Source organism: Mesorhizobium sp. M1A.F.Ca.IN.020.06.1.1, from assembly GCF_004023265.1.
Classification (GTDB): Bacteria; Pseudomonadota; Alphaproteobacteria; order Rhizobiales; family Rhizobiaceae; genus Mesorhizobium.
Map to the genome: position 1 here is coordinate 1 of NZ_RZSR01000071.1, position 11,288 is coordinate 11,288.

At 61.3% G+C, this 11,288-nt stretch carries 13 protein-coding genes and 1 tRNA gene; 9 read left to right on the plus strand and 5 right to left on the minus strand.

The window, feature by feature from the left end:
• The 3 genes from EOA60_RS05550 to EOA60_RS05560 all read left to right on the plus strand — a co-directional run.
• A partial coding sequence (locus EOA60_RS05550) for a PDZ domain-containing protein (RefSeq protein WP_164899195.1) occupies nt 1-263 on the plus strand: 263 nt, incomplete at its 5' end.
• A gap of 7 nt (nt 264-270) precedes the next feature.
• Nucleotides 271-918, plus strand: a complete 648-nt coding sequence (locus EOA60_RS05555) for a helix-turn-helix transcriptional regulator (protein ID WP_095823211.1) — start codon at nt 271-273, stop codon at nt 916-918.
• Nucleotides 919-1,022: 104 nt separating this feature from the next.
• A complete protein-coding gene (locus EOA60_RS05560; RefSeq protein WP_095823210.1) occupies nt 1,023-1,889 on the plus strand; it encodes an NAD(P)-dependent oxidoreductase in 867 nt (288 codons plus the stop codon).
• Nucleotides 1,890-2,311: 422 nt separating this feature from the next.
• On the opposite strand, the gene EOA60_RS05565 is transcribed toward EOA60_RS05560, so the two are convergent.
• Nucleotides 2,312-4,438 carry an OmpA family protein gene (locus EOA60_RS05565; protein WP_128292976.1) on the minus strand — a complete coding sequence of 709 codons (2,127 nt, stop codon included), beginning with the start codon at nt 4,436-4,438 and terminating at the stop codon, nt 2,312-2,314.
• Nucleotides 4,439-4,632: 194 nt separating this feature from the next.
• On the opposite strand from EOA60_RS05565, the gene EOA60_RS05570 reads away from it, so the two are divergent.
• A complete protein-coding gene (locus tag EOA60_RS05570) occupies nt 4,633-5,079 on the plus strand; it encodes a YcgN family cysteine cluster protein (protein ID WP_067326829.1) in 447 nt (148 codons plus the stop codon).
• A 316-nt stretch (nt 5,080-5,395) separates the two neighbouring features.
• Entirely contained in the window at nt 5,396-5,746 is a 351-nt protein-coding gene (locus tag EOA60_RS05575) for a hypothetical protein (protein WP_067326832.1), read from the plus strand.
• A gap of 211 nt (nt 5,747-5,957) precedes the next feature.
• Here the strand turns inward: EOA60_RS05575 and EOA60_RS05580 are convergent, their stop codons facing one another.
• Nucleotides 5,958-6,668 carry an SIMPL domain-containing protein gene (locus tag EOA60_RS05580; RefSeq protein WP_095823208.1) on the minus strand — a complete coding sequence of 237 codons (711 nt, stop codon included), beginning with the start codon at nt 6,666-6,668 and terminating at the stop codon, nt 5,958-5,960.
• 214 nt (nt 6,669-6,882) lie between these two features.
• On the opposite strand from EOA60_RS05580, the gene EOA60_RS05585 reads away from it, so the two are divergent.
• Nucleotides 6,883-6,958: transfer RNA gene (locus EOA60_RS05585), tRNA-Ile, on the plus strand.
• Between the two features lie 106 nt (nt 6,959-7,064).
• On the opposite strand, the gene EOA60_RS05590 is transcribed toward EOA60_RS05585, so the two are convergent.
• From EOA60_RS05590 to EOA60_RS05600, 3 genes are all read right to left on the minus strand, one after another.
• A complete protein-coding gene (locus EOA60_RS05590) occupies nt 7,065-8,255 on the minus strand; it encodes a site-specific integrase (RefSeq protein WP_091595079.1) in 1,191 nt (396 codons plus the stop codon).
• Complete coding sequence (locus tag EOA60_RS05595) at nt 8,239-8,484, minus strand: helix-turn-helix domain-containing protein (protein ID WP_236387255.1); 246 nt, start codon at nt 8,482-8,484, stop codon at nt 8,239-8,241. The genes EOA60_RS05590 and EOA60_RS05595 overlap by 17 nt, the downstream gene beginning before the upstream one ends.
• A gap of 65 nt (nt 8,485-8,549) precedes the next feature.
• The gene (locus EOA60_RS05600) at nt 8,550-8,801 is read right to left on the minus strand and encodes a hypothetical protein (RefSeq protein WP_091595315.1); all 252 of its coding nucleotides are present in this window, start codon (nt 8,799-8,801) and stop codon (nt 8,550-8,552) included.
• 856 nt (nt 8,802-9,657) lie between these two features.
• Here EOA60_RS05600 and EOA60_RS05605 point away from each other — a divergent pair.
• The 3 genes from EOA60_RS05605 to EOA60_RS05615 all read left to right on the plus strand — a co-directional run.
• Nucleotides 9,658-10,050: a hypothetical protein gene (locus tag EOA60_RS05605; RefSeq protein ID WP_126034263.1), complete on the plus strand. Its 393-nt coding sequence runs from the start codon at nt 9,658-9,660 to the stop codon at nt 10,048-10,050.
• Nucleotides 10,051-10,116: 66 nt separating this feature from the next.
• The gene (locus tag EOA60_RS05610; protein WP_126034262.1) at nt 10,117-10,362 is read left to right on the plus strand and encodes a hypothetical protein; all 246 of its coding nucleotides are present in this window, start codon (nt 10,117-10,119) and stop codon (nt 10,360-10,362) included.
• 131 nt (nt 10,363-10,493) lie between these two features.
• A partial coding sequence (locus EOA60_RS05615) for a nucleoid-associated protein (protein ID WP_164899196.1) occupies nt 10,494-11,288 on the plus strand: 795 nt, incomplete at its 3' end.

Consider the following 11,288-nt stretch of genomic DNA (forward strand, 5'->3'; position numbering starts at 1 on the left):
GTGCCGGGCTGCACCCGATCCGCAACAGCGCCACCCACGGCGCCATGGTGATGAGCCTCGACGACAGCGGCCCGGCGAAAGCCGCCGGCCTGCATGTCGGCGACATCATCGTCACCTGGAATGGCGAGGCCGTGCATGGGCCGCGCGAGCTGATCCGCAAGCTCGGGCCGGACAGCGCCGGCACCACCGTGACGCTCGGTATCTTGAGTGGCGGCGCTGAGCGCGATGTTTCGATCACCATCGGCGAAAAGCCGTTGAGCTGAGAGGCCGATGGCAAGCAGCGCGATACAAACGATTGCTCGACCGGAACCGGCAAGCACCCGGCTGACGGTGCTGATCGCGCTCGGCGACGCGGCCCGCGCCGAGCAACTGGTCGATGCGCTTGCGGCGAGCGAGGACCTGCTGCCGATCCTCGCCGGGAGCGGCATGGGTCAAACGGCGGATGTCGCCTTGGTCGATGAGGCTGCTTCGGAAAGCCGGGCCGTGAGCCCGGCAACGCCATGTGTGCTGCTCTCGCGCCGCGCCGGCCATGAAAGGCCGGGCGGCAATGTGTTTGCGATGCTGCCGGGGTCCGCCGACGGCCTGCTGATTGCCGCCGCCTTGCGCTTGGCGGCGTCCGGCTATCGCATCAGCCGCGCAGGACCGTCAGATCTTGGTGCACATGGCGAGTTCCACGCGGGGGTGTCCGAGGACGAGACGCCCGACGACAACCAGCCCCGCGCGGCGTTGTCGCCGCGCGAAGCTGAAGTGCTGGCGCTGCTGGCGGAAGGCGCGCCCAACAAGGTAATCGCCCGGCGGCTCAACATCTCCGTCCACACGGCGAAATTCCACGTCGCCGCGATCCTGATCAAGCTCGGCGCCGCCAACCGCACCGATGCGATCGCCATCGCGATGCGGCAAGGGCTGGTGCTGGTCTAGACCCTTTCAGCACGACGCTGCGTAACCTCCGACCGGTGCGTTGGGCCTTGCGCCACGGCTGCCCGCCGCGCAAGTTGCCTCACTGTTGCAGAGGGAGCCGAGACATGTCGCTCAAGGGAAAGACGCTATTCATCTCGGGCGGATCGCGCGGGATTGGGTTGGCGATCGCGCTGCGCGCGGCGCGCGACGGCGCCAATATAACGATTGCAGCCAAAACCGCCGAGCCGCATCCGAAGCTGCCGGGCACGATCTACAGCGCGGCCGAAGAGATCGAGCAGGCCGGCGGCAAGGCGCTGCCGGTGCTTTGCGACATCCGCGACGAGGCTCAGGTCGGCGAGGCGGTGGCAAAGACCGTCGAGCGGTTCGGCGGCATCGACATCTGCGTCAACAATGCCAGCGCCATCCAGCTTACCGGCACGCTGGAGACCGACATGAAGCGCTACGATCTGATGCACCAGATCAACACGCGCGGCACGTTCCTGGTGTCCAAAATGTGCATTCCACACCTGAAGTTGGCAAACAATCCTCACATCCTGAATCTGGCGCCGCCGCTCGACATGAAGGCCAAGTGGTTCAAGAACCACGTCGCCTACACGATGGCCAAGTTCGGTATGTCGATGTGCACGCTCGGCATGAGCGCCGAGTTCGCCAAAGACGGCATCGCCGTGAATTCCTTGTGGCCGATCTCGACCATCGACACGGCCGCCGTGCGCAATCTCCTGGGTGGCGCCACGGTGGCTGCGATGAGCCGCTCGCCCGACATCGTGGCCGATGCCGCGCGCGCGATCTTCCTGCGGCCGGCGCGCGAGGCGACCGGCAATTTCTACATCGACGAAGAGGTGCTGCGGGCCGAGGGCGTCACGGACTTTTCGGTCTATGCGCCAGGCGCGGCGGATCAGCTTGCCGGCGATTTTTTCGTGCCGGACGAGGTGTTCGCCAACTCGCCGACGAAGGTCAGAAGGATCTATTGACAGCCCGCGGCCGCCTCATTCCGCCGCGCCCTTCCTGCCTTTCGCCGGAATTAGACGCGAGTTCGAGACGCTTCCTGAGATGTTCCGGGGCGGTTTCGCTCTGATCTACGCAATTCCGGACGCTGCGCATTTTCCTGGAATTGCTCTCTGGGGTTCGGCCGTATTTCCGGCAGGTGGGCTTATTTTTCAAGGTAGAAGCCCCGCCGGAGAGGGGCGCCGGCGGGGCTCATGTGTCCCGCTGGAGTCGGGACAGGGCAGGGAACGCCCTGACTGGAATCTGGGTGCCGCAATGCGGCGATTCAATGAGCACGGCGGGATGAGCGGGACAATTCTTCTTGAATTTCAAGAGAAAGGGCCCGTCCGGATCCGGACGGGCCCTTTCTTGTCGCGCTGCTTCCGAAAATCGGCTCAGGATCTTGAAGTCATTGCTCGTTGCTCGCCACAGGCGCCACCAGCGAGGTGATGCGGCGGATGGCGACACGACGGTTCTCGCGGTTCGGGCTAGACGTATTCACCTTGAGATATTCCTCGCCATAGCCCTGTGTCGTGAGGTTCTCGGCCGGGACGCCGAAAGCGTTGGTCAACGCCTCGGCGACCGCCTCGGCACGCCGATCCGACAGTGCGAGGTTCGCGTCAGGCGTACCGACGGCGTCGGTGTGGCCCTCGATCAGGAAGGTCTCGGCCGGGTTCTTCTTGAGAAGTTTGTCCATGGCGGTAGCCACGCCTTCGAGCTTCTGCACTTCGGTGTCGGAAAGAGTCGCCGAGCCGAAATCGAAGTTGAGCGTGTCGAGGTCGATACGACGGGCGATGTCGCGCACGCGGGCCGAGCGCTTGACCTCGTCGATCGAGTAGAGACGCTGCACCCTCTCCACCGGCGGCTGCTCGAGGAAGGTATAATACTCGTCCGGATCCTCGACTTCTTCCGAATCCAGGATGTAGTCCCGACGCGATATGTCGAGACGCATCGGCGGCAGGTCGTCGCCTGGATCGCGCCAGTCGTCGACATCCTGGTAATAGCGCTCGTCGACATAGCTCAGGACATATTCGCGCCCGTCAGGCGTGATGCGCGAACGCTGGACGATGTCGCCATTGCGGTTGCGGATGGTGACGATCTTGACGCCATTCTCGCGCTCCACGGTCTCGCGGGTGCGGCCGCGCGGCAGATCCTCGTAATAGACGTCCCTGGCGCCACGGGTGATGCGAGGAGCCTCGTTGCTTTCCACGAAAGTCTGGTTGTTGAACTGGAGGATCACGCGGTCGCCGAACTGCTTCACCACATCCGCGCCCTGGGGCCGGCGGCGCTCACGGACCACCTGCTCGGGCGTAAGTTCGATCCGCTTGCCCTTTTCCTCGGTGACCGGAACAAGCTTCTCAGGCTTGATCGCCTGCTGGGCCGCCTTGTCGTCGGTGGGCGGCGGCCCCTGATCGACCGCGGCAGGCCGCTGCTCGGCCTGATTGCCGCCCTGCTGTCCAGCCTGGTTGCCGCCTTGCTCGACACCGGCCTGGCCATTCTCGTTCTGGCCGGCCGGCTGGCGGCCCTTGCGCTTGCGAACGACATCCTTCTGGCTGTCGAGGATGGGAGCCTCGTTCGCGTTGGCAGGGGTCTCGCCCTGTGCGGCAGCGCCGGCGTTCGCGCCGCCTTCAGCCGGCTGCTCACCGGTAGCGGGCTGGGTGGTTGCCTGGCCTTCGCTGGAGGGCTGCTTGGTCGAAGGTTGCTCTCCCGTCACCGCCTGACCGGTGCCGGGCTGCTCGCCGACCGTCTTTCTACGCTTGGTCTTGTCCAGAGGCTGTTCGCCTTCGGCCGGTGCTGCTTGCTGATTGTCTTGCTGGGGCTCGGCCTGCTGTGCCTCGCCGGCAGGGGCTTCGGTCTTCGGCGCCTGCTCGGCCGGTGCGGTCTCGGTTTGCTGCTGATCCCGCTTCTTCCTGCGCAGCTTGTCCTGCGGCGTGTTGTCGTTGGCGGGCGCCGCCTGTTCGGCAGGCTGCTCGGCCGGTGCGGTTTCGGTTTGCTGCTGCTGGCGCTTCTTCCTGCGCGGCTGCTGTTCGTCGCTCGCCGGCGCGGCCTGTTCGGCCGGCTGCTCGGCCGGAGCGGTTTCGGTCTGCTGCTGGCGCTTCTTCTTGCGCGGTTGCTGCTCGTCGGTCGCAGCCTGTCCGCCCTGATCGGCAGGGGCTGCCTCGATCTGCTGCTGTTGATCGCGTTTCTTGCGCGGTTTGAGCTGCTGCTCCGCCGGGGCCGCCTCTTCCGCCTGGCCGGACTGCTGCTGGTCCTGCCGCTTCCGGCGCGGCTTCTGCTCTGGCTCGGCGGACTGTTCGGCCGGCGCCGACTCCGTCTGCTGCTCGCGCTTCTTTTTCCTCGGCTGCTCGGCTTGCCCCTGCTGGCCTTGCGCACATTCCTCAGCCGATTGGCCTTCGGCGCAGTTCGACTGCGCTAGGATAAACGGCGTCCCCCGCGAAGGGCCGAGATCGGCCTGCAGCGGATACGCGCCCAACGGCGCGGATGCCATTAGCAGGCCGATTGCCGTACCTGCCAGAATCCGTGGTTGGCGTTTCATATCGATTTTCTCCTACTGGGGTCCCATCCCTGCCCAAACTTTCAACAGCATCAATTGGTTCCGCCGGGCATTGTTGTCAGCCAAGGATGCCCGGCCGGCCTTTTGAAGGCAATTTCGTGTTTTTCTAATGTTGATAATGGGTCCTGTGACAGCAGTGCTTGACCGAGAGGTCCCGGAGGGCCAAATCCAGCGGCATGAATGCGCCATTTTGGAAAACCAAGACTCTCGAGGCCATGACCCCGGACGAATGGGAATCACTTTGTGACGGCTGCGGCAAATGCTGCCTGTCCAAGCTCGAGGACGAGGATACTGGCGAAATCTATTGGACGAGCGTCGGCTGCCGGCTGTTCGACGCCGAAAAATGCCTGTGCTCGGATTATGCCAACCGGTTGGCGCGCGTGCCCGATTGCGTCGGCCTCACACCGCAGAATGTGCGCACCATCACCTGGCTGCCCAAGACCTGCGCCTACCGGCTCGTCGCCGAGGGACACGACCTCTATTGGTGGCACAAGCTGGTTTCGGGGAGCGCCGAGACCGTGCATGAGGCCGGGATTTCGATCCGCGGCCGGGTGAAGGCCAAGGAAACGGATCTCGCCGAGCCGGACGACTATTTTGATTATGTGCTTGATGACGAACCTTGACGGATCCCGCATCTTGATGAGGAACCCTGACGGGTCAGCATCTTGATGACGATGACGAACCCTGACGGGTTCGCATCTTGATGACGAAGCCTGGCGGCTTCGCATCTTGAAACTCGAGGGAACTGGGGCCGCGGTGACGCGTTCCCCGCGTCAGATTTGGAAGTGCATTCGGGTGAGGGGTTTTGCCTTTTCTTCCACATGAACCGGACATGAACGGCCGGTTCGCACAAAGTTCAGACACAAAAAGGCATTTTGTAATCATTGGTTCGCCAATCATCCGTTCAAGGGCGCGAGGCCCACAACAAGGAGAGAGACAATGTTCAACCAGATCAAGACGGCAGCCCTTTCGGCCCTTGTCGGGCTTTGCACGCTCGGCGCCATCCCGGCGGCGCATGCGGACAGCCTCTATCTCGGCTTCGGCAACAATCACGATCCGCGCTTCGGCGTCTACACCGGCGATGATGGCTATTACCGCCGCGATCGCGACTGGCGCCGCCGCGGCTGTTCGCCGGACCGCGCGCTCGACAAGGCCGAGCGTATGGGCCTGCACCGCGTCCGCATCGTCGACATCAGCCGGCGAACGGTGAAGGTGGCCGGCCGTCAGTATGGCGACCGCGTGGTGGTGGTCTTCGCCAACGAGCGTGGCTGCCCGATCATCTATCGCTGAGGCTTTTCTGGAGCCTGCGAGGACAGGTTGGGCATGATCCTCTGCAGGACCAGCTGACCTTCTGCGAGGTCGGAAGCAGGATGACTCTCGCCGACGTCACCTGTGAGTAGTGGAGCCCCTTCGGCCAGTGCTGAAGCGTGGCTCAGATAAACCCCGGAGGATCGGTCCTCCGGGGTTTTGTTTTTGTCGGATTACCAAAGCGGCGGGCAAGCTATTTCAGCTCGAACGTGACGGTCACCTGGACGGTGTAGGAATTCTCGCCGGCCTGCACCGGCACGGCGGCGCGGGCGGCATCGAAAGCCTTGGCGTTCAACGGCATCGGCGCCGGCGCGACGTTCTGGTCGGTGATCTCGATCACCTTGCCAAGGTTGACGCCGGCGGCCGCGGCGAGCGTCTTGGCCTTGGCGAGCGCGTCGGCAACCGCCTTCTTGCGCGCCTCGGTGATCGTGGCCTTCGGATCATCATTGGTGAAGGCGATGCTGCCGCCCTGGTTGACCCCGAGCGACACCGCCTTGTCCAGGATGTCGCCGGTCTTGTCGACGTTGCGCACGCGCACCGACAGTGTGTTCGTCACCTGGTAGGCAACGAGTTCGGCTTCCTGGCTGCCGTCCGCCTTGTTGGTGTAATTGTAGCGCGGATTGATCTGGATGCCGGCTGTCTGCAGGTCGCGATCGGCAATTCCGGCCGATTTCATCGCCGCGATCACGGCCGCCATGGCATCATTGTTGGCATCAAGCGCGGCGCGCGCGGTCTTTGCCTCACGCATGACGCTGAGCGTCAGGATCGCCATGTCCGGCGCGACAGTCGCTTCGCCTTCGCCCGAGACGACAATGCGCGGAGGCGGCTGGGTGTCGGCGGCGCTTGCCAGCGCCGGAAACGCGATCGCGGCAGCGAGCGCGACAGGCAAAAGATACTTGGTCATGAAAACTCCTCGAAATCTGCGATCCGGTATCACCTCTGCCCAGACTCGAAAAAGGCATCGATTCCCGGCGTTGCGGGCAGTCCGGACCAGTTCACGCGCCTGATGGGCGCGCACACCGCTGTACGGAGCGAATATGAGCTGATTTTGGCATTTGCCGCCAGCGCTTTCGAAAGCCTTGTGCCGGGCGGCGAAAAACACTAAGCCAGCCCGCGTGGGGCCTGTAGCTCAATGGTTAGAGCCGGCGGCTCATAACCGCTTGGTTGGGGGTTCGAGTCCCTCCGGGCCCACCATAACCATTGTTTTTATTCACAAAAAGTGCCCTCGGCCCAAAACGTTTTGGGCCCATTATGGGCCCAAAGCAGGACCGTGGTCCCGGTTTGTTCCGACTCGATTTGATTATCTGACGATGCGGAGGTTTGCCCGCCGCTTCATGGCGTCGCGTTTGGCCTCGCGCTCGTTGATGGCACGAGCAATATCAACCGCGATCCGCTTCTTATTGGCCTCACGCACATACTCATCTGTTACCGTCATGGAGGAATGACCCATCGCCTCCATGATGGCGCGCGCCTGGATGTTGCATTCAGCGAGGTAGGTGCCGAAGGTGCGGCGCAGGCCATGAAGCGTGTAGCCGCTTGGAATTCCCGCCTGCCGCGTCCAGTGCTGCATCATGCCGGTCAGGCTCTTTTCCGAGAATGACCTGCCATAGGCGTTCTTTAAGACCGTGCCGCCTCTCGAGCGATCGAGCAGGTCCAAGGCCGTTGCTAGTTTGTCTACGACTGGAATGAACATCTCCCGCCCGCCATGGCGGTTGCGGTTCTTCTTCTGGCGGAAATCAAAGGCCTCGATTAGCACCAGCGAGCCGTCGAACAGTTCGATCTCTTCGGTTAAAAGATCGTCCCACTCAAGAGCAGCGATATCGCCGCGCCGATTTCCAAGCCAGAACCCCAGTGCATAGCAGGTGCGCGCGGCTGTACCGATGGGGTGTCGCTCCTCGAACTTTTCGCGCATCGCAATTGGCCAAGCTGGGTTCTTGGTCGATTTGGGCACCCGCACGCGGATAGATAGCGACGGATCATCCTGCGGCTTGATCCATTTTTCGACATCGGTCGCGACCCATAGAAGCTTCTTGATGGCGACCAACGTGTGTTTGGCGACTGTGCGGTTCGTCCTGAAGATGCCTTCAATGATGGCGCGAAGCCGATCCGCGTCGAGATGTTCAACAGGAGTATTGCGCCAGGTGAGTGGGTAGTTGGGATCGACCGGCAGGTTGAGAAAACGCTCAATCAGTCGCGCATTCTTCTGCTGCGTGGCTTCATCAAAGCCCAACCACTCCATTGTCGTTTCAAGCCGGCGCGCGGCATGACCAAAGGTTTTTGGCAGTGCCCGACCGGGCAAATCGACGATAACTGCCTTCTTGCCTTGACCCTGCGTGGCCTTCTCGTAAGCCGCCTCGAACTCGGGATCGCCGGGCTTACCGGGAAGGCGGATTTCAGGCATGCCCTTTGCGCGGTAGCGATAGATTAGCTTGCCGTTCTTGAGGCGCGAAGATACCCCAGGGTAACGGGCATCCTTAAATGGCCGAGCCATCAAATGCTCCTTTCAGTCCGGGGGACCCTTTCAGACTCGCCCGTAGCGAAAGGGTTTTGCTTTTGATGGCAACGCGCAGGAGCACCGGGTAACGAAACCCTCTTCCTTGCTCTATGCCTTCAAAGGTGCGCCTCGGTATTCCCAGTACCTTGGCCGCGGCTTCGGCAGTAAACCCTTCCTTTGCCCGCCATGCTTTCACGTCTTGCGCAAGTTTCTCATTCTCGTTCACATCATGCCTTCCGCACGGGCTATCATCGTACTACGCCTGCAGCGTATACGCAACGAGCGTAGTTGCTATCTTTTTTCCACGCCCCGTTTGCTTCGTTCCAACAGCTCTTGAAGGCCGCTGTCTTTGTCCGGCAACGAGGTGAAAGCGATATCCAAGGCTACACGATCCCAGACAGCGCGGCTATTGATGCGCTTGGGCTTTGGCATACGCCCATCGGCAACCATCTCGTCAAAAAGCGTCGATCCGACACCGATGTAACGAGCTGCTTCCTCACGAGATAGCCCTCGTGGGGGATACGAGATTGCGTCACTCTTCATGGACGCTGCCTCGGTCCTGATACTCCGGGCGGGTTGGTGTCGAAGCACAAAGCCGCATCCTAGTTGCCATTTCGCTGCGAGCAGATCGTGTTGGGCTAAAATAAGAAGAGCCTCGTTAAGCGGAAGCGGCCTGACTAGCTCGTGCGGCGTAAACTGGTAGCAACGTGTGGACTGTGGATCACGGGAGGAGAGCGTTTTCTAAGCGGACTCGTGGGGCAAGTCGGTGGACGGCTACATTGCATTGTGCACGACCGGGGCTAACCACCTGCGACATCCCGCTGGCCCTCTTGCGCACCCTCCCTCAGTGTCGAAATCGGAGCCGTTATCCCGAGGACCGTCGAAAAACCGCCGTCGCAGAGTTGCCACTCTTTGGTGCTGAAACCGATATTTCTAATCATATCGGTTTTAACTCATCGCTCAAACTTTAGATGGAGCAAGGCAATTTCGGCTCGTCGATCGAAGTCGACGAGGGCGCCGCACAACGATTGGCAGCTTTGCGCCAGGAGTGGCGATCAGCGAGCCACTACTCAGACGTCCCGTTTGGGCCGACAGTAGGCGGTCGGGTCTTGGCGAATGAAGATACGAAAGCAGCCGGTCACCGACGTGCTTCGCATGGCGTCCGGCTTCTCTGTTAGGATGTGTTTGAAAGACGATCGCTGCATGGTCCAAGTTTCGCCCTCGACACCAGCTCTCGATCTGGACATTAAGAAAAGTCCGCAGTGTTCGGAAGAATTCCGAACTCTACGGCCGCATCGTCAACGACATTGCGCCTGATCTGATGAGAGACAGGTACACTTTCAAGGACTTGTCGGATTTCGAATACAGGGCTCGCGACGAATCGATCGGGCGGGCGTACATGGGGCACATCTATTGGACGGAGATGCTGTACCGGGCGCATATGGCTTCGGTCGCATCGGTGTTCCGTACGTCCAGGTGGATCAAGGTGGCGGTCCGCGAACATGAGGCGGGAAGTCTATATGGCTGCGCGTCGGCGTGTAGAAGCCTGATCGAATCCGCAGGCGATATAAACCACAGCCTGGGACCAGTGGCCCGGACGCTCGCCTACAACAAGGATGCGATACGAGCCGAGATTTCGGGTCAGGCTGGGGAGCCCATGCTGTCCGCTAAGGAGTTGGAAGACACGCTGATACACTTCACGCATGCCCGGAAGGTGCTGAAGACCGAAAAGACACCGGCAGTCGCAAGGCGATGCAGACCTTCCAGTACGTCGACCACGTGGATGGAATGAAGATTCCCGGCATAAAGCCGTTCCTACGCGAAACTTTGCGAGATCGGTCACCCGGCTGCCGACTCCGTGTCGGTGACCTTCGTTGCCAATGCCGGAGCCTGGATCGTAGACCCCGGCAACGAGATCGTCGTTCTCAAGGCGTTGCTCGCTGAACGGCAAGATACTCTCTCGGGCGTGCTAATGGCGTCGTTCAATGCCCCGCTCTTAATCCTAAGAACCCTTCACGCGTTCGATCTTTTCACGAGGCTGCGTAAGTACCATTTCGATGAAATTCCTGAGTGGAAGAAGATCCAAACCGCGCTGCGATCGTAGGCCATGAGCGGATCGAAAGACGTTCCGCCTTTCGACACGCATGGCGTGGATATTCGGTCTGCTAATCCTTCGAACACTTGCGTTCGGGCCCTCACGTCTCGCATAACTGCCATCACGAGGGGGAGGATTCGATGGTCGAGCAGGTCATTCAGGTCGCGGTGCACGACCTGAAGAGGAATTCCGAGAGTTTTGAAACGGTGTCGGGTAACGCGCACCTCAAGGTCTCGGAAACGGTGGAGCGCGTGGTCGGCGAGCTGCACGCCATGTATGCGAGCCGCGCCTCGAAGTCTCACGGGCGCTTCGCGGCAAGCTCCGACAACTATCCGGCACAGACCTATCTTGACGAGTTCCGGAAGGGCGACTTCAAGGACTTCGCCACGCTCACGGCCAAGCTGATGACGACACTGACCGTTCAGGCGCGCCGAAAGCCCGGGGCGACGGGCGGTCACGTCCTTTTCGCGCATCTCGAGAAGGACGAGCAACGGTTTCTGCTAGTGGCGATCATCAACGACAAGCTCGGTGCGGCGCTCACCAAAAGCTTTGACATCGCGTCAGTCGAACACCTCGACCTCGACGGCTTCCGCTTCGCCGGCCGGATCAACATGACGGCATGGACTAACTCGGCGGACCGTTACATCGGCTTCCTAAAGGGCAAGGGGAACGTCGCCGAGTACTTCAAGGAGTTCCTCGGTTGCGACAGCACCGTTCAGGACCTCGAGGATACCAGGACACTGGTGCGCGTGCTGAACGGTTTCGCCGAGCCGGCGAAGGGCTTCGTGAAGGACAAGCAAGCTTTCCTGCAGAAGGCGTACGACATCTGCCAGCGATACATCCGGGACAACGAGCCTTTGGATCTCGAGACATTCTCCAACGAGCTCTTTCCAGAGAACCCGAAAGAACTCGCCAAATCGCTCGGAGATCCGGAT